The organism is Pseudomonas sp. GD04058, assembly GCF_029836855.1.
Lineage (GTDB): Bacteria > Pseudomonadota > Gammaproteobacteria > Pseudomonadales > Pseudomonadaceae > Aquipseudomonas > Aquipseudomonas bharatica.
Map to the genome: position 1 here is coordinate 1 of NZ_JAOECN010000019.1, position 20,407 is coordinate 20,407.

Genomic DNA, 20,407 nt, shown 5'->3' on the forward strand with positions numbered 1-20,407 from the left:
GACATCGATAATGCCCTCACCTGCCGGGCCATACGTCTCGGCGAAATCGAAGCCACAGACTTCGCATTGCAGGCGCCCTTGCTTTTGCAATACTTCCTTCTTTTTTGCATTGACTAAGCTTCGATTACGCTCCCTATACCGATGTAGCCGGGTTAGCACTTTTCCTTCTTCTGCTTCCATGATTTCGGGTTCTTCCCAACCAGTCAATGCATCGGGCTCCAAGGTATGGGTCTCCACCGCGCCGCGAATTGCAGCAACCGCGATAGATAGTTTGATGGGGGAATCTGCAAATTGATCCCATACCACTTTCTCATTTTTATTGCCCTTAGCCAGTCCTGTCTTACCATCCTTGACATACTCTGGATCCCAGCGTCGGAAATTACCGAGTTTCATGTAGACGCCGTTCTCATTGCGAAAGCTACCGCCTTTGTTTAGGCCGAGTGCTTTACCAAGCATGCCAAGTAGCTGAGACAGTTCCTTTACTTCCGGATGATATTTTCCGGGTAGCGAGTAGCGATGTTTTAGGTAGAGGTCAAGGGCTAGGATTAATTCGTCTTGAGTCCAGGCAGGATTGGATTGAGATCTCTGGATAGGCTCGTATAGAGCTTGGACCTTCGATTCCTTTGATGCTGCTTTGATCGCCACGAGGGTATGCCTTTTCGCTAATCTGCGTAGGAAATTTCGTACGATCGCAAAAATAGCCTAATGTTTTAGCATAAGCAATAGTCAAGTGCTGTCGCTCTTTAGAGATTTGGTCGGGTAATTGAGGGGAAGGTTGTCATGTTTTAATGTCTTGAATTTCCAGAGCTTTGGATTTCGGCAAGATATTTGTTGGCGGTTGCAAGTTTCGGCGATGGTGGGCTGTGTCTTGGTTGGTTTGTATTGGTTCTGCTGGTCTTGAAGTTTAAATTCTTTTAGTGGCAGGGGGTCGTGAAATGTAGTATAGTGCCAGATTTTAAATTGGCCTGATTATTATGGCTTGCACTCTGAGGATTGTATGTTACTGAGCTTGTTTTGTGGCGCCGGCGGGCTCGATCTTGGCTTCGAAGAAGCTGGTTATGATGTAGGGCTCGCTTTTGATATTCGGCCAGATAGCATTGCTTCGTACAACCATAATAGAGTTGCGGGTGCGAAAAATGGACACTGCATAGATATTAGGGATTTGACGTTAGATAGGCTTGATGCTTTTCACGGTGGCGTTTTCACTCCTATAGGAGTGATTGGTGGGCCGCCTTGTCAAAGCTTTAGTCGAGCCAATAAAAACCCTAAAGAAAATGATCCTCGGCACGACTTGCCATTTATCTATGCGGATATAATAAGGCAGCTAAATGAGCGCGCTCCGCTTCATTTTTTTGCTTTTGAGAATGTTCCTGGTCTCAATGAGGGAGATCATAAAGAGCATTTTGAAAAGATTAAGAGTTACTTAGAAGGGATTGGATTTAATGTTCAGGTGCAGATTGTAAACGCGACTGACTTTGGAGTTCCGCAAAGTCGCGAACGTTTGTTGATGGTGGGCATTAATGCGCATCTATACCCGCAATCGTTGTGGTGTGGTCTAGTGAAGCAATACTTTGAGCCTGCTCAGCTTACGGTAGGTTACGCGATAGGTGATCTCCCGGAGCCAACGTTCTATCGTCGGGGGATTTCAAAGGATGCGATCTCTTACCATCCTAATCATTGGTGCATGCAGCCAAAATCCAAAAAATTCACTACTCCAGGTGCCTTGGCTCCTGGAAAAAGAGCTAATCGTAGCTTTAAAACATTAGAACTCGGAAAACCTAGTATTACAGTTGCATATGGTAATAGAGAAGTTCATATTCATCCGAACTGCCAGCGGCGGCTCAGTGTGTTTGAAGCGATGCGTTTGCAGGGTTTTCCTGATAGTTACGAACTGTTGGGTTCGTTATCCTCCCAAATAACACAAGTGAGTGAGGCTGTTCCGCCACCTATGGGAAGGGCCTTGGCAGAGTCAATATCGTTGACTCTGCCTGGTATGCGGGGGCGGTGTAGGTTAAGTAATGCTATTGAGCATGCGCATTGTCTGTCACCTGGCTAATCAGCTCTTGTGAATAGTTGGCTGATCTCAACAGGTTGTGAGTCTCCTGCGTCAAGTCGTTTAGCAAGTTCGCATCATTTGCCACCTTTAAGTCTATATCAATGAGAGATGTAGTCTTCTGGGCGGCAGTGATGCCTGCTGCTATTTCTACCTCTTCGTGGTTTATTTCAGGTCCTTGGTCGAACGCTGTCCTGACTTGTGGGGAGCACTTGTAGACCAGGGATAGCATATCTTTACTCCCTTGTTCCACAGAGTAAATTTGACTGCTTTGCATTTCTAGGGCAATCGCTGGCCTAGCAGTGCAAAGATTTCCTATAAGCCATTTTGTAAAGCCTAGACAGAAAAACCGCACAAATGCATCTAGCGGTAAGTTCTTAGGATTTTCAAGTGCGATCTCTTGGTCGACTTCATGGGCTTCACAAAGCTTGTTGAATTCCTCTTGGAATTCTGCTGAGGCTGCTATGTTAGAGTTGACTGCTTTTAAGAAATTGGCCACGTGTTCGTCTGGAGTATTTCCCTGTTCTATTTTAGTTGTGATAAATAAGAGCCAAGGTTCGCTGTTGTGTCGGCACTGAATTCTAAATACCTTAATTAAGGCATCTATTATCGTTGGTGCTCCTCCTCGTTGGAGGGTGATGTTCTGGCATAGATCAAAGTTTATCGCGTGATAAGGGCCGTGACGTTCTACTGCTCGAAGTGCGGTCGAGCGTTCTCCTGCAGCGATATCTTCTAGTCTGTGCCAAAGAGTTTCGGAGTTGCGATCAATCCATTCATAGCTGCGTATTTGATTTTGAGCTAATAATATTTCGGCTTCATCCTTAGACCCTTTTGGGCTGAAGCCAGTATATTTTAGCTTGTATCCAGATTTTACGGTTGCGTCTTCCAGTTGGCGGATATCTAACATGTCTGGACCTGCCAAGGTTAGATATCTGAATGTGGGAATAGCCCCCTTAGGAAAATGCAGTCTCCTCATCAAGTCTCGAATGTGATGAGTCCAGCTGCGTCTAACTAATTGTTTTCTGGGTTTGTGCCAGGGCCGAATTTGTTTTACGATCGCGACGGCTCTCTGGCCTGGTGGTGGGGCGGCTGGTGGGACCACCGACTCAGCAAAGTCATCATCAGTCGCGACATCCTGTGTAATTTCAGTCATTGTCAAGCTCCGGAGACAATGCGTTGATAATATCTGTAAATAAATCTTGTTGTTTTATGTAGGGTATTTCATCCAATAAGTTGTACGCTGAGAGCACGACCATAACTGCTTTGGCCTGTTCAATAGTAGTTAGTGGTGGCTGTGTAGGTGGTCTCGATAGAACTTCTAGTCGCTGTTTGTCGAGTTTAAATACAAGTTCGGAATCTTGATGGGCAGTCTTCTCAGTGAAATCTGTTTGTCCGTCTTTTGGATCGGAAATAATGATTATGTCTGGCTTGCTAGTGAGTGCGTCAGCCTTTTTTTCCCAGACGTCATTCAAATGGCTTTCAATTGCCGTTAGAACTGTGGCGCGAACGTTGCTTTTTTCTTCGTCGCGAGATTTTTTTCCTACATCTTTTAGCTTGTTGGTTACTTGCCTTAAGGCAGCGTGTACCCATTTTGTTAAGTATTGGTAGTGGGGGTGGCTTACGTTGAACGACTCGCGGTCTATGTTTAGGGCAGGGTCAAGCCCTTTAATGATGAAGATTTCCGCTGTTATTTGGGAAAGCCTATTAAGTTCGGATATTTGATAGTCCATAAAGCGATCATCATAAAGTACGCCGCTGGCGTTGTTTATCCTGATCAATATTCCCCTGTTTTGCTTGGGGACTATGAGCGAGTTCCAGTAAAAATATGCTTCGAATTCGAGGCCGCCGCCGCCTCGATCTGCAGGTATGGTCCCTAATGAAGTTTGGACCTTTCCCACGAACATCATTGGGTTTTCGGCTCTTACTTTCTTTCGATTGCCGAGTAATGTATCAGGTAGTAATACTGGTCTCTTTAATGCAATTCCGTCGACGAAAACGGAGAACCCGCCGCATGGATCCGGAGAGTTTGATTCCAGATTCATTGCTTCTGAGATTGTTTCATCTTTGCTGATGGTCAAAGGCTGAGCTTGGCTTCTGGCTTTGTTTTGTAATTGATAAAAGTCTATGGTTTTAGAGCCGCGAAATAATAAAGGGTTTTCGTCTAGGTATTCGAGTGGTGCGGACAAGCTCAAGAGCCAAATCATTCCCAGGTAGGTGTCTAGGTACTCTTCTATATCTGGGTTTTTAGTTGTGGTCCCCGTTCCCTCTACAACTTTTCTGTAGAGTTCGCGAAAACGCTGAGTGTCGTCGTCGCTATCTGCCCATGGCATCTTTGGGGGGATCGTATACTCGATTTCATTTTTCCTCACATAACCTATATGAAACTGCGGGGGTAAGCGCTCTGATTTCTGGTCGAGAGGATCGGTGGCTTGAGTCGTTTCAAGATGGTTTTCCCAGAAATCCGATGATTTTAGATTGTTTCTAGTCTGTTCCCGAATTTCTAAAAGTACAATTTCGGTGCCGTGAGTGTCAGGATCGGAGGCCGGCTCAACAGAGAACACAACGTCACCGGTTACAAACTCACCATCATCTTCCGGAGCATTGCGTAGGTTTTCTTCCGTCCAAGTCTTCATCCAGACTTCAGCAATTAGTCTATGGCTTTGTCCTTTTCTTTTTGTAATAACCCTGAAGTGGGTAGTTAGGTGGGTGACCGCGAACATGCCTATCCCTATTTTTCCAATAAGCTTACGGCCCATTGGAGTAAGGTCTGGGTCTTCACTATGGACGGTGCCCAGTTCAATGCCTTTGTGAGTTCGCTTTGAGCTGCCGCCGATATGTTTGAATAAGTTGGCTAGTGTATGTTCATCCATGCCGCGGCCATTGTCACGGACTGATATATATTCAAATCTCGGGGCTCCGGTATCAATTACAACCTCCGTGGCGTCTGCATCATAAGCATTAAATATTAGCTCGCGAAGTGCTGCGGATGGGCGTCGGTAGATTCCGTCGGTGATTCTCGCTAGGACGCGGTCGTCAACTGTGAGCTGAGAGGGGAGATCGCCTCCTCGTTCCTTCAGCTCGTTAATCTGTTTCGCTAGTAGTGTTGCATCATCTGTATCGATCATTTGGTAACATCCATTTAAATTACCTACTTGAGCTGCGTAGTTTTTGCTAGATTCCTTCGCTCGCCAATAAATATTGCTACTTAAACCGCCGCTCCACCCCTTTCTCCACCAAAATCTTCGCCGAAATCTCCTCCACCGAAAAATGCGTGGAGTTGATATGCGGAATATTCTCCCGCCGGAACAGATTCTCCACCTCCCTTACCTCGAACTCGCACTGCGCAAAGCTCGCATACCGGCTATTGGGCTTCCGCTCATGCCGAATAGCCGTCAACCGATCCGGATCGATGGTCAAGCCAAACAGCTTGTGCTGATGATTCTTCAACGCGGCCGGCAGCTGCAGCCGCTCCATATCATCCTCGGTCAGCGGATAGTTCGCCGCCCGAATCCCAAACTGCATAGCCATGTACAGACAAGTCGGCGTTTTCCCGCAGCGCGATACCCCCACCAGGATCAGGTCCGCCTTGTCGTAGTAGTGCGTCCGCGCGCCGTCGTCGTTGTCCAGCGCGAAGTTCACCGCCTCGATCCGTTCCATGTAGTTGGAGTTCCCGCCGATCGAGTGGGATTTGCCTACGGAATACGACGAGTGGGCCGTCAGCTCCTGTTCCAGCGGGGCGAGGAAGGTGGAGAAGATGTCGATCATGAAGCCGTTGGAGGTGGCGAGCACCTCGCGGATGTCCTGGTTGACGATGGTGTCGAAGATGATCGGGCGTACGCCGTCACGCTCGGCCGCGGCGTTGATCTGCTGGACCATCACTCGGGCCTTGTCGACGCTGTCGATGTACGGGCGGGTGAACTTGTTGAACGGAATGTTCTCGAATTGGGCTAGAAGACTTTGCCCGAGGGTCTCCGCGGTGATGCCGGTGCCGTCGGAAATGAAGAAGGCGGATCGTTTCATTTGCGCCATGGGCCTTAAGCTGGTGACGATTCTTGGATATGATAGGTTCGGTTTGCCGAACGCCATCGTAACGACATCGTCGGCATTCTCACTTATTTTCCAGGTCCAGGCCACAAGCGCCCGGCCAGCCCCAGCGGGGATTCGCCGGCGTCCTGAGCTTTTCCAATACAGTTAGTGGAGAGATCACCTTGGTAGAGTACGTAGTTTCCCTCGATAAGCTCGGCGTCCATGATGTGGAGCATGTGGGGGGCAAGAACGCATCCCTGGGCGAGATGATCAGTAACCTCGCAGGTGCCGGTGTTTCGGTACCGGGCGGCTTTGCCACTACGGCTCAGGCGTACCGTGACTTCCTCGAGCAGAGCGGCCTGAACGACAAGATCCATGCCGCACTCGATGCGCTGGATGTGGACGATGTGAACGCCTTGGCCAAGACCGGCGCGCAGATCCGCCAGTGGGTGATGGAAGCCGAGTTCCCGGCGCGCCTGGACGCGGAAATCCGTACCGCCTTCGCCGCCATGGCCAACGGCAACGAGAACATGGCCGTGGCCGTGCGCTCCTCCGCCACCGCCGAAGACCTGCCCGACGCGTCCTTCGCCGGCCAGCAGGAAACCTTCCTTAATATCCGTGGCGTGGACAACGTGATCCGCGCGGCCAAGGAAGTCTTCGCCTCCCTCTTCAACGACCGCGCCATTTCCTACCGCGTGCACCAGGGCTTCGACCATAAGCTGGTGGCCCTGTCTGCCGGTGTGCAGCGCATGGTGCGTTCGGAAACCGGAACGGCCGGCGTGATGTTCACCTTGGATACCGAATCGGGCTTCCGCGACGTAGTCTTCATTACCGGTGCCTACGGCCTGGGTGAGACCGTGGTGCAAGGCGCGGTCAACCCGGACGAGTTCTATGTCCACAAGAACACCCTCGAAGCCGGCCGCCCGGCCATCCTGCGCCGCAACCTGGGCAGCAAGGCGATAAAGATGGTCTACGGCGATGAAGCCAAGGCCGGTCGTTCGGTCAAGGTGGTGGATGTGGACCGCGCCGACCGCGCGCGTTTCTGCCTGACCGACGCCGAAGTGGCCGAGCTGGCCAAGCAGGCGATGATCATCGAGAAGCACTACCAGCGTCCGATGGACATCGAGTGGGCGAAAGACGGCGACGACGGCAAGCTGTACATCGTGCAGGCCCGCCCTGAGACCGTGAAGAGCCGCGCCAGCGCCAACGTGATGGAGCGCTACCTGCTGAAAGAGAAGGGCACCGTGCTGGTCGAAGGCCGTGCCATTGGTCAGCGCATCGGCGCTGGTAAGGTCCGTGTGATCCACGACGTATCGGAAATGGACAAGGTCCAGCCGGGCGACGTGCTGGTCTCCGACATGACCGACCCGGACTGGGAACCGGTGATGAAGCGCGCCAGCGCCATCGTGACCAACCGCGGCGGCCGTACCTGCCACGCGGCGATCATCGCCCGTGAGCTGGGTATTCCGGCGGTGGTCGGTTGCGGCAACGCCACCCAGGTGCTGAAAGACGGCCAGGGCGTGACCGTTTCCTGCGCCGAAGGCGATACCGGTTTCATCTTCGAAGGCGAACTGGGCTTCGATGTGCGTCAGAACTCGGTAGACGCCATGCCCGAGCTGCCGTTCAAGATCATGATGAACGTCGGCAACCCGGACCGCGCCTTCGACTTCGCCCAGCTGCCGAACGCAGGTGTCGGCCTGGCCCGTCTGGAATTCATCATCAACCGCATGATCGGCGTGCACCCCAAGGCACTGCTGAACTACGCGGGCCTGCCGCAAGAGCTGAAGGACAGCGTCGACAAGCGCATCGCCGGTTACAACGATCCGGTCGATTTCTACGTCGAGAAGCTGGTCGAGGGCATCAGCACCCTGGCCGCGGCGTTCTGGCCGAAGAAGGTGATTGTGCGTCTGTCGGACTTCAAGTCCAACGAATACGCCAACCTGATCGGCGGCAAGCTGTACGAGCCGGAAGAAGAGAACCCGATGCTGGGCTTCCGCGGTGCGTCGCGCTACATCAGCGAGTCGTTCCGTGACTGCTTCGAGCTGGAATGCCGTGCGCTGAAGCGTGTGCGCAACGAGATGGGCCTGACCAACGTCGAGATCATGGTGCCGTTCGTGCGTACCCTGGGCGAAGCCAGCCAGGTGGTCGACCTGCTCGCCGAGAACGGGCTGGGCCGCGGCGTCAACGGCCTGCGCGTGATCATGATGTGCGAACTGCCGTCCAACGCCATCCTGGCGGACGAGTTCCTCGAATACTTCGACGGCTTCTCCATCGGCTCCAACGACCTGACCCAGCTGACCCTGGGCCTGGACCGCGACTCCGGGATCATCGCCCACCTGTTCGATGAGCGTAACCCGGCGGTCAAGAAGCTGCTGGCCAACGCCATCCAGGCGTGCAACAAGGCCGGCAAGTACATCGGCATCTGCGGCCAGGGCCCTTCGGACCACCCGGACCTCGCCAAGTGGCTGATGGAGCAGGGCATCGAAAGCGTGTCCCTGAACCCGGACTCCGTGCTGGAAACCTGGTTCTTCCTGGCCGAGGGTCAGGCTGCGGTCTGATGTAGATAGGCGTCGGCATTCCCTGTGAATGTCGGCGCGGCGCTTTTATCCAGGGCGTGTCCAATGACGGACGCGCCCTTTTTCGTACAAGAACCCTATGCAAAGCAGCAGCTCCCTATTTCCCGTGGCCCTGCTCAGGGCCGAACGTTGCGGTGACCTGAGCGAGGACGTGTACCGCCTGAAGGCCGGCAACAGCCCTGACCCGAGTGTCGAGCTGGCGCTGACCCGCCTTGGCCTGGCCGACCAGGAGCGGGCCCGGGGCGTGCCGGTGATCCTTCTGCACGGCAGTTTTTCCAACCGGCGCTTCTGGTTTTCGCCGAAGGGCATCGGCCTGGGCGCCATGCTGGCGCGGGCCGGTTTCGATGTGTGGATTCCGGAAATGCGCGGCCACGGCCTGTCGCCGCGCAATCGCGACTATGCGCGCAATCGCGTGGCCGACTACGCGGGCTACGATCTGCCGGCCATCGCCGCCTTCGTCCACGAGCAAACCGGGCAGCCGGCGCACTGGCTCGGCCATTCCCTCGGCGGCACCACCCTGGCGGCAGCTTTGGGCGGGCGATACCTGGACGAGTCGCTGATCGCCAGCGCCGCCTTCTTCGGCACCCAGGTCAGCCGTACCTATTGGCCGCTGAAGATCCCGCCGGTGGAGTGGGGCAGTCGCCTGCTGCTCAAGCGCTTCCCGCATATTTCCGGCTCGCGGCTCAAGCGCGGGCCGGAAGACGAGCCGATCGGCCTGGCCATCGAGAGCATGCGCTGGTTCGGGCTGTTCGGGCGTTTCGGTGAGAAAGACCGCGACTGGTGGGCCGGCCTGGCCGAGGTTCGTGTGCCGGTATTGGCCGTGGGCGGGGCAGGGGACTTCCAGGATCCGGTCTGGGCCTGCCGCAAGCTGTTCGAGCAGATCGGCAGCGAGGACAAGCGCTTCGTCACCCTCGGCGTGGCCAACGGATTCGACAACTTCGGACATGTGGATATGCTGGTGAGCAAGGCGGCGCAGGCGCAGGTCTGGCCGTTGGTGGAGCGCTGGCTGCGCGATCCGTTGTCGATGGTCGAGCGTCCGGCGCCGGAGGAAGTTTCGCAGGAAGTGGTTAGCGGCTAAGATGTGACGCTTTTCGGATAACTGGTCATTTTCTGGGTTATTTTCATGTTCGTTGCCCTCGAGCGTCTGATCAATCTGCACGACGGATATCGCAAGACCTTCCGCGTCAACGGCCAGGCCTTGTTGCTGCTGGTGGTGGATAACCGCCCGGTGCTGCTCGAAGACCGTTGCCCGCACCAGGGCGCGCCGCTGGCCGCGGCTACCCTGGAGGGCGAGGTGCTGAGGTGTCCGCGTCATGGGTTGAGCTTCAGCCTGGCCTCGGGGCGCGCCCTGCAGCCGGGCTGCGCGGCGCTGAACCTGATCACCCTGGCCTATGAAGGTGACCGTATCGGCATTGACCTGTAGGCTGGATCTGGTCTAAAGCCGTATTGCCAGGTTTCGTCCGTTTCAGTGATCGTGAATTCCGACATCCATTCATCTTGGTACTGACAGGAGTTTTCCCATGCATTACGTAACGCCCGATTTGTGCGACGCCTACCCTGAACTGGTGCAGGTGCTGGAGCCGATGTTCAGCAACTTCGGCGGTCGCGATTCGTTCGGCGGCGAAATCGTCACCATCAAGTGCTTCGAAGACAACTCGCTGGTCAAGGAGCAGGTCGAGCTGGATGGCAAGGGCAAGGTCCTGGTGGTCGATGGCGGCGGTTCGCTGCGCCGTGCGCTGCTGGGCGACATGCTCGCCGAGAAGGCGGCGAAGAACGGCTGGGAAGGCCTGGTGATCTACGGCTGTGTGCGCGACGTGGACGTGCTGGCGCAGACCGATGTCGGCGTGCAGGCCCTGGCCAGCCACCCGATGAAGACCGACAAGCGTGGTATCGGCGACCTGAATGTCGCGGTGACCTTCGCCGGTGTCACCTTCCACCCGGGGCAATACGTCTATGCGGACAACAACGGCGTGATCATCTCGCCCAGCCCGCTGAAGATGCCCGAGTAATCACGCAGACAGGACGATGGGGTAAGGATGTTCGAGGAAGAAAACGCGCAATGGGGGCTGGTTCATGCCCTGGTGCTCGATGGCAGGGGCGGTGCGCGCTCCATCGCTCGGACGCAGCTCGACGGCCTGGTCCTGCAGCCGGAGGAAAGCCTCTGGCTGCACTGGGACCGCGGCCACCCGCAAACCCAGACCTGGCTGCGCCAGGACAGCGGGCTGAACGAATTCTCCTGCGATCTGCTGCTGGAAGAAAATACCCGCCCGCGCATGCTGCCGCTGCCCGATGCGCAGATGCTCCTGTTCCTGCGCGGGATCAACCTCAATCCCGGTGCCGAGCCTGAAGACATGGTCTCGGTGCGTATCTTCGCCGAAGCGCAGCGGGTGATCTCGCTGCGCCTGCGGCCGTTACGGGCCACCGACGAGCTGTTGCAGCAACTGGATGAAGGACGCGGGCCGCGTACCGCGTCGGAATTGCTGCTGAGCCTGGCCCAGTTGCTCACCGACAAGATCCAGGCGGTGGTTTCCGACCTGTCGGAACTGGTCGATGACCAGGAAGAAAAGCTCGAAGCCGACGAACGCTACACCCCGGAGCACGGCGCCCTGCAGCAGATGCGCCGCCGCGCCGCGGGCCTGCGCCGTTTTCTCGCGCCGCAGCGGGAAATCTACGCGCAACTGGCGCGCAACAAATGCCCGTGGTTCGTCGAGGACGATGCCGACTACTGGAACGAGCTGAACAACAGCCTGATCCGCTACCTCGAAGAGCTGGAACTGACCCGCGAACGGGTGGCGCTGGTGCTAGAAAGCGAGGACCGGCGGCTGAATGAGCGGATGAACCGGACCATGTACCGGTTCGGCATCATTACCTGCATTTTCCTGCCGATGAGTTTTGTCACCGGGCTGCTGGGCATCAATGTTGGCGGGATTCCGGGGTCGGAAAGTCCCTATGGCTTCCTCTATGCCAGCCTGCTGGTGGTGGGCCTGGCCCTGGGTCAATGGTGGCTGTTCCGCCGGTTGCGGTGGGTTTGACGCCATGCTGATCAAAGCACACCGCGAATCCTGTGGGAGCTGGCTTGCCAGCGATAGCAACAGTGGCCCCACCACCGCAATCGCGGGTAAACCCGCTCCCACAGTGACCGTGTCGAACACAAAACCCGCGGTTGGCCGAGAAACCTGTGGGAGCGGGTTCACCCGCGATTACGATAGTGGCCTCACCACCGCAATCGCTGGCAAGCCAGCTCCCACAATGACCGTGTCGCACACAAAACCCGCGGTTGGCCGAGAAACCTGTGGGAGCTGGCTTGCCAGCGATAGCAACAGTGGCCTCACCACCGCAATCGCGGGTAAACCCGCTCCCACAGTGACCGTGTCGAACACAAAACCTGCGGCTGGCCGAGAAACCTGTGGGAGCTGGCTTGCCAGCGATAGCAACAGTGGCCTCATCACCGCAATCGCGGGTAAACCCGCTCCCACAGGGTCCGAGGCGACGGCAAAACCTGTTTCAGGCCAAATTGTTCATGTGACCCACAACAACGCGACCTCGTCTCTGACAGACATTACGCGAGGTGCCCATGCACGATCCGTTTGAACAATCCCTGCGCGACATGCTCAAGGCTTCGCCCTCCGCCCTGGAGCGCGATGACGACGCTTGCCTTGGGCGTGTGCTGAAAACCGCCAACCGCCAGGTCGGCGCCGGCGATATGTTCAGCCTGCTTGGCCGTTGGGGCCAGGCGCTGATGATCGCCATCAACAATGGCTCGGCGCATGTCGCGCCGGTTCGCCGCACCGCTTCCAAAAAAGCTGATAAGGCCGATTGAATATGGAACTTGATCTCTGGACCCAGAGCCTGGTCACCGCAATGACCGCGTTGTGGACCAAAGTCGCGAACTTCATCCCCAACCTGTTTGGCGCCCTGGTCGTCGTGCTGCTTGGCTTCGTGGTCGCCAAGCTGCTCGATACCCTGCTGTCCAAACTCCTGGCCAAGCTGGGCCTGGACCGCCTGATGAGCGGTACCGGCCTGACCAAGATGCTCGGACGGGTCGGCATCCAGGTGCCGATCTCGACCCTGATCGGCAAGATCGTCTATTGGTTCGTGCTCCTGGTATTCCTGGTTTCCGCCGCCGAGTCCCTGGGCCTGGAGCGGGTGTCGGCGACCCTCGACATGCTCGCCCTGTACCTGCCGAAAGTGTTCGGCGGTGCCCTGGTGCTGCTCGCCGGCCTGCTGCTGGCCCAGGTGGCCAACGGCCTGGTGCGGGGCGCCGCCGAAGGCATCGGCCTGGAATACGCCGCCGGCCTGGGGCGCATCGCCCAGGGCCTGGTGATCATCATCAGCATCTCGGTGGCCATCAGCCAGCTCGAAGTCAAGACCGACCTGCTCAACCACGTGATCGTCATCGGCCTGATTACCGTTGGTCTGGCCGTTGCGCTGGCCATGGGCCTGGGCAGCCGCGAGATCGCCGGGCAGATCATCGCCGGCATCTATGTGCGCGAGCTGTACCAGGTAGGGCAGGACGTGCGGATTGGCGACGTCGAAGGGCAGATCGAAGAGATCGGCACGGTGAAGACGGTAGTGCTGACCGACGAAGGCGACCTGGTCTCGCTGTCCAACCGGACCCTGCTGGAACAGCGTGTCAGTAGCCGCTGACCGGGCAAATCTCTGCTAATGTATGCCGCCGCAAAACTGCCCCCTCCGGGCAGGCGGCGATGAATACCTGACTGTCGGCCTGATTTGTTTTGAATAGAACCTCACCGCTGCCCATGCGTTACGACCCCCGCGAACTCACCGATGAGGAGTTGGTGGCGCGTTCGCATGAGGAGCTTTTTCATGTCACCCGCGCCTATGAAGAACTCATGCGGCGCTATCAGCGCACCCTTTTTAACGTATGCGCACGTTATCTCGGGAACGATCGCGATGCGGACGATGTCTGTCAGGAGGTGATGCTGAAGGTGCTCTATGGGTTGAAGAACTTCGAGGGCAAGTCCAAGTTCAAGACCTGGCTCTACAGCATCACTTACAACGAGTGCATTACCCAGTACCGCAAGGAGCGACGCAAGCGCCGGTTGATGGATGCCCTGAGCCTGGACCCGGTCGAGGAGGCCTCTGAAGAGAAGTCGCCGAAGCCGGAAGAGAAGGGCGGGCTGGACAGGTGGCTGGTTCATGTGAACCCCATCGACCGAGAAATTCTGGTGCTGCGATTTGTCGCAGAGCTGGAGTTCCAGGAAATAGCCGACATCATGCACATGGGCTTGAGCGCAACGAAAATGCGTTACAAGCGCGCGCTGGACAAGCTTCGCGAGAAATTTTCCGGGCAGATGGAAACTTAGTCTGTCGGAAAATTCTCTAACGGTTCGGTGAGTTCTGCTAAACTTGCCGACGAGTTGTCCCCCGGTTATTGGTGGGGACTACTTAACAATCACCAAATGGGGATTTAACGGATGAAATTGAAAAACACCTTGGGCTTGGCCATTGGTTCGCTGGTCGCCGCCACTTCCTTCGGCGTACTGGCTCAAGGCCAAGGCGCAGTCGAAATTGAAGGCAACGTCACCAAGCAGTACTACGACAGTGAGCGTAACTTCAAGAATGACGGCACCAACCCTGGCGTGCGTCTGGGCTACTTCCTGACCGACGACCTGTCCCTGGACCTGGGCTACAACGAGACTCACAACGCTCGTGGCGAAGTCTTCAACAAGGACATCAAGGGTTCCAAAGCCAAGCTGGACGCTACCTACCACTTCGGTACCGTTGGTGACGCGCTGCGCCCGTACGTTTCGGCCGGTTTCGCCCACGAAAGCCTGGGTCAAGCTACCCGCAACGGCCGTGATCACTCCACCTTCGCCAACCTGGGCGCTGGTGCCAAGTGGTACATCACCGACAACTTCTTCGCCCGTGCCGGCGTTGAAGCCAACTACAACATCGACGGCGGCTACACCGAGTGGGGCCCGAGCGTTGGTGTTGGTCTGAACTTCGGCGGCAGCGGCGGCAAGCAACCAGCTCCAGCACCGGCTCCGGTTGCTGAAGTCTGCTCCGACAGCGACAACGACGGCGTTTGCGACAACGTCGACAAGTGCCCTGACACCCCGGCCAACGTTACCGTTGACGCCGATGGCTGCCCGGCTGTTGCCGAAGTCGTTCGCGTTGAGCTGGACGTCAAGTTCGACTTCGACAAGTCGGTCGTGAAGCCAAACAGCTACGGCGACATCAAGAACCTGGCTGACTTCATGAAGCAGTACCCACAAACCACCACCACCGTTGAAGGTCACACTGACTCCGTCGGTCCTGACGCTTACAACCAGAAACTGTCCGAGCGTCGTGCAAACGCCGTTAAGCAGGTTCTGACCCAGCAGTACGGTGTTGAGTCGAGCCGCGTTCAGTCGGTTGGCTACGGTGAGACCCGTCCGGTTGCCGACAACGCCACTGAAGCTGGCCGCGCCGTTAACCGTCGCGTAGAAGCTCAAGTAGAAGCCCAAGCCAAGTAATTGGTCTAAGCGCTACTAGAAAAACCCGGCCTCGGCCGGGTTTTTCTTTTTCTGCGGTTCGTCAGCCTTTCAGCAGGCCGATCAGCAACACCAGGTTCAACAGCAGCGACAACAGCGCCAGGCCACGCCAGACTTTCAGCGGTTCGCGCTCCAGCAAGGGTTTCGCGCGCAGGGCCAGCGGCTGGTGTTCGCCCTGGTCGAGCAGCAACAGCCATTGCTCGGCGGTTTCGAAGCGCTGACGCGGGTCGCTGGCCAGCGCCTGGGCCAGGTTGTGCTCCAGCCATTCCGGTAGGTCCGGGCGCAGGCGTGCAGCGCTGGTGGGCGTGGTGAAACGCGGATGCTGGAAGGCTTCGATCTCGCCGTAGGGATAATGCCCGGTGAGCAGCCAGAAAAGGCTGACGCCCACGGCGTAAAGGTCTTGTTGCACCGACGGCGGTTGCCCCTCGTAGGCTTCCGGCGCGATGAACGAGGGCGTGCCGGGCAGATCCTGCGAAGGCGCCTCCGACAGGCCCGGGCAGAAGGCCAGGCCGAAGTCCAGCAGGCGTACCTGGCCGTCATCGCCCAGGTGCAGGTTCTCCGGCTTGATATCGCGGTGCAGGATGTTGCGCCGGTGCAGCATGCCTGCTGCGCGCAGGGTCTGGCGGGCGATATCCAGCCATTGCGCCAGGGGCAGCGGGCCATGTTGCTGGAAGTGCCCGGCCAGGGTCTGGCCCGGGTACTCGCGCATCAGGTAGTACAGGTGCTGGCGCTGGTTGCCCGGGTGTACTTCGGGAAAGCAGCGCCCGGCTACGCGGCGCAGGAACCATTCTTCCATCAACAGCGCTTGCTGGGCGCCTGCGTCCTGTTCGCGGCTGGCCGGCAGGGTTTTCAGCAGCCAGGCTTGTCCCTGGCGATCGAGCACGCGGTAGAGCAGGGATTGACGGCTCTTGCCGACGATACTTTCGACCTGCCAGCCCTCGAAGGACTGCCCCGAGCGCAGATTCGGCGGCAGCGGCCAGTGGTGCAATTGCGCCAGGGTGTCGCCAAGGCTGCTGGCACCGAGTTCCTCGACCCCGGCCAGCACCGCACTGGCATTGTCCTGGCTGCCGGCCAGGTGAGCCATGCGCACCAGGGTGTCGGCTGCTTGCTGAAGATCCGGGGTATCGCGCAGCACACTGGCGATCTGCCTGTCGTTGAGCACGCACCAGACACCATCGCTGAGCAGGACGAAGCGTTCGCCCTGCTGCAACTCGCCTTCCTGGTAATCCACCAGCAGATGCTCATCCAGGCCGAGGGCGCGCTTGAGCACATGCTGCATGCCGGGCTGGTCCCAGACATGGTCCTGGCTGATGCGCCGCAACTGCCCGGTATGCCAGCGATAGGCCCGGCAATCGCCGACATGGGCCAGGGTAAAGCGCCGGCCACGCAGCACCAGTGCGGTCAGGGTGGTCAGCAGCGGCTGGCCGCCGCCGTTCGCCCGCAGCCAGCGATTCTGCGCCGACAGCAGACGGTCCAGGGCCTGGGCCACGCCCCAGGTGGGCGGCGTGGCGTAGTAGTCCATGGCCAACGCCTGCAGGCTGGCCCGCGCCGCCAGGCCGCCGTCGGCGCACTGGCTGACACCGTCGGCGAGGGCGACCAGGTAGCCCTTGCTCGCCGCCAGCTCGGGCCCTGGGGTAACCAGGCGCGTGGCGTCCTGGTTTTCTTCCCGCGGGCCGCTGGCGCTGGCTTGGGCGATGCTCAGTCGCAGGCTCACCGGCGTCAGACCCGCGCTGCCGTAACGGCGGCGGAGCCCCAGGTGGTGCGCCAGCGGCGCTTGACCCCATGCAGGCCGAACCAGGCCAGCACGCCGAGGCTGGCGAACAGCCACAAGCCCAGCTGGTAATCACCGCTGTGTTGCTTGATCGCGCCCAGGCCGGCGGCCAGGAGGAAGCCACCGATACCGCCGGCCATGCCGATCAGCCCGGTCATGACCCCGATTTCCTGGCGGAAGCGCTGTGGCACCAACTGGAACACCGCACCGTTGCCCGCACCAAGGCCGAGCATGGCGCTGACAAACAGGGCCAGCGCCGCTATCGAACTGGGCAGGTTGAAGCCGACTGCGGCAATGCACACCGCCGCCACGCTGTACATCGCCAGCAGGGTGCGAATGCCGCCGAAGCGGTCGGCCAAGGCGCCGCCCAGCGGACGCATCAGGCTGCCGGCGAAGACGCAGGCGGCGGTGTAGTAGCCGGCCTTGACCGGGTCGAGGCCGTACTGGTCGTTGAAGTAGCCGGGCAGGGCGCTGGCCAGGCCGATGAAGCCGCCGAAGGTCACGCTGTAGAAGAACATGAACCACCAGCTGTCACGGTCGCCCAGGGCCTTGAGGTAATCGGCCACGGCCTTGGGTTTCGGCCGCTGCGGGGCGTTGCGCGCCAGCAGGGCGAAGAGCACGACCGTCAGCGCCAGCGGCAGTACAGCAAAGCCGAACACGTTGTTCCAGCCGTAGGCGGCGGCCAGCACCGGCGCCAGCAGGGCGGCGAACACGGTGCCGGAGTTCCCCGCGCCGGCGATACCCATGGCCTTGCCCTGATGCTGCGGTGGATACCACTGCGAGGCCAGCGGCAGGGACACCGCGAACGAAGCCCCGGCCACACCGAGGAACACCCCGAGCAGAAGGGCCTGCTCGTAGCTGTTGACCCCCAGCTTCCAGGCGCTGAACAGGGCGACGATAACGATCACCTGGCCGATCAGGCCGGCGGTCTTGGGGGAGAGGCGGTCTACGAGGATGCCCATGACGAAGCGCAGCACCGCGCCGGCAAGAATCGGCGTCGCCACCATCAGCCCGCGTTGTTGCGCGGTGAGTTGCAGGTCGGTGGCGATCTGTACGGCGAGCGGGCCGAGCAGGTACCAGACCATGAAGCTCAGGTCGAAATACAGGAAAGCGGCAAACAGGGTCGGGACATGCCCGGATTTCCAGAAGCTCGTATTCATGGGACACCTCACGGGGCTGAAACAAAAAAACGCCGCTTCCCGGCTCGCATGGGTGGCGAGGGGGAGAGCGACGTCTTTGTCGGTATTGGGGGTTGGGGCAACCGCCGTTGGCTACCGGAATATTCCTAGCAAGAGCTGGGCCAGATGCCTGTCATGGGATTTGTGTCCGACACATAGCCCTGTGGGAGCTGGCTTGCCAGCAATGGGGCCGGCTTGAGCAATGATGGTGTCAGGCCAGGCGCAATCGCTGGCAAGCCAGCTCCCACCAGGTTTTGGGCCAGCTATGGGATGTGTGTTCGACACATAGCCCCTGTGGGAGCTGGCTTGCCAGCGATGGGGCCGGCTTGAGCAATGATGTTGTCAGGTCGTGCCCAATCGCTGGCAAGCCAGCTCCCACAAGGTTTTGAGCCAGCTATGGGATGTGTGTTCGACACATAGCCCTGTGGGAGCTGGCTTGCCAGCGATGAGGCCCTGAAGAACACCTCAACCCAACAAGTCATGCATCGCGATGATCTGCTCCGCCACCTGCACCAGCTTCTGCTGCTTGCTCATGGCCTGCCGGCGCATCAGGGTGTAGGCCTGTTCTTCGTCGCAGTCCTTCATCTTCATCAGCAGGCCCTTGGCCAGTTCGATGCGCTTGCGCTCCGCCAGTTGCTGGTCGCGCGCCTGGAGCTGGGCCTTGAGCGCCTGGTCGCTTTCGAAGCGGGCCATGGCCACGTCGAGGATCGGTTGCAGGCGCCGGGCATGGATGCCTTCGACGATATAAGCGCTGACCCCGGCCTGGATCGCCTGGCGCATCACCGCCGGATCGTGCTCGTCGGTGAACATCACGATCGGCCGCGGCAGGTCGCGGCTGACCAGCACCACCTGGTCCATCACGTCGCGGCCCGGTGACTCGGTATCGATCAGGATCACGTCCGGACGCACCGCTTCGACGCGCGCCGGCAGGTCGATGGTCAGGCCGGACGCCTCGATCACTTCGAAACCGGCCTCGACCAGCGCCGTGCGCAGGCGGCCGACCTTTTTTTCGGTGTCGTCGATCAACAGGATTCGCAGCATCAGGGCAACTCCCGTTACTGGCCGGACAGGGCATGCAGGCGGAAGCCATGGGCGTAGCCGCGCGGGTCGCTGCCATCCCAGACGCTGCCATCGATCAACTGGCTGCTGCGCATCGACGCCACGGGACAGTCGATGCCCAGGCTGGTCGCCGCATCGCGGTACAGGCCCAGTTGCTGCACCTCGCGGGCGACCGCGAGGTAGTCGGGGTCGTCGCGCAGCAGGCCCCAGCGGCGGAACTGGGTCATGAACCACATGCCGTCCGAAAGCCACGGCAGGTTGGACCGGCCATCGTCGTGCAGGCGCAGGCCGTGGGCATCGTGCCAGTGATTGCCGAGGCCGTCGCTGTAGTCGCCCAGCATGCGCGGCTCGATGTCCGCCAGCGGCGCATCAAGATAGTTTTCGGCGCTGAGCAGGCGTGCGGTGGCCTGCAGGTTTTCCGGGCTTTGTTCGATAAAGCGGCTGGCGGAGAGTACCGAGGCGACCAGCGCGCGGGCGCTGTTGGGGTATTGCCGGGCGAAGCCGGCGGTGCTCGCCAGGACCTTTTCCGGGTGGTCCGGCCAGATCGACTGGCTGGTGGCCAGGGTAAAGCCCATGCGCTGGTTCACCGCATTGGCCGACCAAGGCTCGCCTACGCAGAAGCCGTCGATGCGTCCGGCACGCAGGTGCGCAACCATCTGCGCCGGTGGCACCACCACGCTGTTGACGTCCTGCAAAGGGTGAATGCCCTGGCTGGCGAGCCAGTAGTACAGCCACATGGCGTGAGTGCCTGTGGGAAAAGTCTGCGCGAACGTCAGTTTTGTCCGACTTTGGTGCACGTGACGTTCCAGTGCCTCAGGGCTGGTCACGCCAATCGCCTGCAAGTCCGGCGACAGGTTGATCGCCTGTCCGTTGTGGTTCAGGCCCATCAGCACCGCCATGGGCGTCGGGGCAACGCCGCCGATGCCCAGGTGTACCGCGTAGGTCAGGCCATACAGGCAATGGGCGGCATCCAGTTCGCCGCTGAGCAGCCCGTCGCGCAGCCCGGCCCAGGAGGTCTGGCGCTTGAGGTTGAGGGTCAGGCCGTGGGGCTGGGCAAAGCCCTGGGTGGCGGCCACCACCAGCGGCGCGCAGTCGCTCAGGGCCATGAAGCCGATGTTCAGGCTGGTTTTTTCCGGTGCATCGCTGCCATGCAGCCATGCCAGGGGGGAGGGAGAAAAATCGGTCATCGCAGTGCAGTCGCCCGGCAGGTAAAGCGCTTGGCCGGTGCGCGCACGGCGCCGGCCCCA

Annotated in this window: 18 protein-coding genes; 10 read left to right on the forward strand and 8 right to left on the reverse strand. The window is 58.8% G+C overall.

Translation table 11 applies throughout. From position 1 onward, the window contains the following. On the reverse strand, positions 1–645 hold a 645-nt coding region (locus N7650_RS16450), incomplete at its 3' end, for an HNH endonuclease (RefSeq protein WP_279899143.1). 352 nt (positions 646–997) lie between these two features. On the opposite strand from N7650_RS16450, the gene N7650_RS16455 reads away from it, so the two are divergent. Next, positions 998–2,056 carry a DNA cytosine methyltransferase gene (locus N7650_RS16455; RefSeq protein WP_279899144.1) on the forward strand — a complete coding sequence of 353 codons (1,059 nt, stop codon included), beginning with the start codon at positions 998–1,000 and terminating at the stop codon, positions 2,054–2,056. On the opposite strand, the gene N7650_RS16460 is transcribed toward N7650_RS16455, so the two are convergent. The 3 genes from N7650_RS16460 to N7650_RS16470 form a co-directional block, all read right to left on the reverse strand. Continuing rightward, positions 2,022–3,206, reverse strand: coding sequence for a hypothetical protein (locus N7650_RS16460; RefSeq protein ID WP_279899145.1), 1,185 nt, complete (start codon positions 3,204–3,206; stop codon positions 2,022–2,024). The two genes, N7650_RS16455 and N7650_RS16460, sit on opposite strands and share 35 nt — an antisense overlap. Further along, the gene (locus N7650_RS16465) at positions 3,199–5,178 is read right to left on the reverse strand and encodes an ATP-binding protein (RefSeq protein WP_279899147.1); all 1,980 of its coding nucleotides are present in this window, start codon (positions 5,176–5,178) and stop codon (positions 3,199–3,201) included. Before N7650_RS16465 ends, N7650_RS16460 begins: the two co-directional genes overlap by 8 nt. 76 nt (positions 5,179–5,254) lie before the next feature. Beyond that, positions 5,255–6,073 carry a pyruvate, water dikinase regulatory protein gene (locus tag N7650_RS16470; RefSeq protein WP_009395495.1) on the reverse strand — a complete coding sequence of 273 codons (819 nt, stop codon included), beginning with the start codon at positions 6,071–6,073 and terminating at the stop codon, positions 5,255–5,257. Positions 6,074–6,261: 188 nt separating this feature from the next. Between N7650_RS16470 and ppsA the strand changes: the two genes are divergently transcribed. From ppsA to N7650_RS16515, 9 genes are all read left to right on the forward strand, one after another. Next, positions 6,262–8,637 carry a phosphoenolpyruvate synthase gene (gene ppsA, locus N7650_RS16475; RefSeq protein ID WP_279899148.1) on the forward strand — a complete coding sequence of 792 codons (2,376 nt, stop codon included), beginning with the start codon at positions 6,262–6,264 and terminating at the stop codon, positions 8,635–8,637. A gap of 97 nt (positions 8,638–8,734) precedes the next feature. Beyond that, on the forward strand, positions 8,735–9,733 hold the full coding sequence (locus tag N7650_RS16480; RefSeq protein ID WP_279899149.1) for an alpha/beta fold hydrolase: 999 nt from the start codon (positions 8,735–8,737) through the stop codon (positions 9,731–9,733). 45 nt (positions 9,734–9,778) lie between these two features. Further along, a complete protein-coding gene (locus N7650_RS16485) occupies positions 9,779–10,078 on the forward strand; it encodes a Rieske (2Fe-2S) protein (protein WP_279899150.1) in 300 nt (99 codons plus the stop codon). A gap of 97 nt (positions 10,079–10,175) precedes the next feature. After that, a complete protein-coding gene (rraA, locus tag N7650_RS16490) occupies positions 10,176–10,664 on the forward strand; it encodes a ribonuclease E activity regulator RraA (RefSeq protein ID WP_009404503.1) in 489 nt (162 codons plus the stop codon). Positions 10,665–10,691: 27 nt separating this feature from the next. Next, positions 10,692–11,687: a zinc transporter ZntB gene (locus N7650_RS16495; RefSeq protein WP_279899153.1), complete on the forward strand. Its 996-nt coding sequence runs from the start codon at positions 10,692–10,694 to the stop codon at positions 11,685–11,687. Positions 11,688–12,229: 542 nt separating this feature from the next. Continuing rightward, entirely contained in the window at positions 12,230–12,475 is a 246-nt protein-coding gene (locus N7650_RS16500; RefSeq protein WP_009404506.1) for a hypothetical protein, read from the forward strand. A gap of 2 nt (positions 12,476–12,477) precedes the next feature. Next, entirely contained in the window at positions 12,478–13,302 is an 825-nt protein-coding gene (locus N7650_RS16505; protein WP_279899155.1) for a mechanosensitive ion channel domain-containing protein, read from the forward strand. Positions 13,303–13,391: 89 nt separating this feature from the next. Then, entirely contained in the window at positions 13,392–13,982 is a 591-nt protein-coding gene (gene sigX, locus N7650_RS16510; RefSeq protein ID WP_170394408.1) for an RNA polymerase sigma factor SigX, read from the forward strand. 111 nt (positions 13,983–14,093) lie between these two features. Beyond that, a complete protein-coding gene (locus tag N7650_RS16515) occupies positions 14,094–15,134 on the forward strand; it encodes an OmpA family protein (protein WP_009404513.1) in 1,041 nt (346 codons plus the stop codon). Between the two features lie 61 nt (positions 15,135–15,195). Here the strand turns inward: N7650_RS16515 and N7650_RS16520 are convergent, their stop codons facing one another. The 4 genes from N7650_RS16520 to N7650_RS16535 form a co-directional block, all read right to left on the reverse strand. Further along, the gene (locus N7650_RS16520) at positions 15,196–16,866 is read right to left on the reverse strand and encodes a bifunctional protein-serine/threonine kinase/phosphatase (RefSeq protein WP_279899158.1); all 1,671 of its coding nucleotides are present in this window, start codon (positions 16,864–16,866) and stop codon (positions 15,196–15,198) included. 5 nt (positions 16,867–16,871) lie between these two features. Further along, the gene (locus N7650_RS16525) at positions 16,872–18,083 is read right to left on the reverse strand and encodes a nitrate/nitrite transporter (protein ID WP_009404517.1); all 1,212 of its coding nucleotides are present in this window, start codon (positions 18,081–18,083) and stop codon (positions 16,872–16,874) included. 483 nt (positions 18,084–18,566) lie between these two features. After that, complete coding sequence (locus tag N7650_RS16530) at positions 18,567–19,142, reverse strand: ANTAR domain-containing protein (RefSeq protein WP_009404519.1); 576 nt, start codon at positions 19,140–19,142, stop codon at positions 18,567–18,569. A gap of 14 nt (positions 19,143–19,156) precedes the next feature. Continuing rightward, positions 19,157–20,347 carry a CmpA/NrtA family ABC transporter substrate-binding protein gene (locus tag N7650_RS16535; protein ID WP_279899161.1) on the reverse strand — a complete coding sequence of 397 codons (1,191 nt, stop codon included), beginning with the start codon at positions 20,345–20,347 and terminating at the stop codon, positions 19,157–19,159. Positions 20,348–20,407: the final 60 nt, after the last annotated feature.

What these genes read in the sequence shown, in the direction of transcription:
- N7650_RS16455 (WP_279899144.1), top strand. Translation starts at nt 998, where the DNA reads ATGTTACTGAGCTTGTTTTGTGGCGCCGGCGGGCTCGATCTTGGCTTC.
- N7650_RS16460 (WP_279899145.1), bottom strand. Translation starts at nt 3,206, where the DNA reads ATGACTGAAATTACACAGGATGTCGCGACTGATGATGACTTTGCTGAG.
- N7650_RS16465 (WP_279899147.1), bottom strand. Translation starts at nt 5,178, where the DNA reads ATGATCGATACAGATGATGCAACACTACTAGCGAAACAGATTAACGAG.
- N7650_RS16470 (WP_009395495.1), bottom strand. Translation starts at nt 6,073, where the DNA reads ATGAAACGATCCGCCTTCTTCATTTCCGACGGCACCGGCATCACCGCG.
- N7650_RS16480 (WP_279899149.1), top strand. Translation starts at nt 8,735, where the DNA reads ATGCAAAGCAGCAGCTCCCTATTTCCCGTGGCCCTGCTCAGGGCCGAA.
- N7650_RS16485 (WP_279899150.1), top strand. Translation starts at nt 9,779, where the DNA reads ATGTTCGTTGCCCTCGAGCGTCTGATCAATCTGCACGACGGATATCGC.
- rraA (WP_009404503.1), top strand. Translation starts at nt 10,176, where the DNA reads ATGCATTACGTAACGCCCGATTTGTGCGACGCCTACCCTGAACTGGTG.
- N7650_RS16495 (WP_279899153.1), top strand. Translation starts at nt 10,692, where the DNA reads ATGTTCGAGGAAGAAAACGCGCAATGGGGGCTGGTTCATGCCCTGGTG.
- N7650_RS16500 (WP_009404506.1), top strand. Translation starts at nt 12,230, where the DNA reads ATGCACGATCCGTTTGAACAATCCCTGCGCGACATGCTCAAGGCTTCG.
- N7650_RS16505 (WP_279899155.1), top strand. Translation starts at nt 12,478, where the DNA reads ATGGAACTTGATCTCTGGACCCAGAGCCTGGTCACCGCAATGACCGCG.
- N7650_RS16515 (WP_009404513.1), top strand. Translation starts at nt 14,094, where the DNA reads ATGAAATTGAAAAACACCTTGGGCTTGGCCATTGGTTCGCTGGTCGCC.
- N7650_RS16525 (WP_009404517.1), bottom strand. Translation starts at nt 18,083, where the DNA reads ATGAATACGAGCTTCTGGAAATCCGGGCATGTCCCGACCCTGTTTGCC.
- N7650_RS16530 (WP_009404519.1), bottom strand. Translation starts at nt 19,142, where the DNA reads ATGCTGCGAATCCTGTTGATCGACGACACCGAAAAAAAGGTCGGCCGC.
- N7650_RS16535 (WP_279899161.1), bottom strand. Translation starts at nt 20,347, where the DNA reads ATGACCGATTTTTCTCCCTCCCCCCTGGCATGGCTGCATGGCAGCGAT.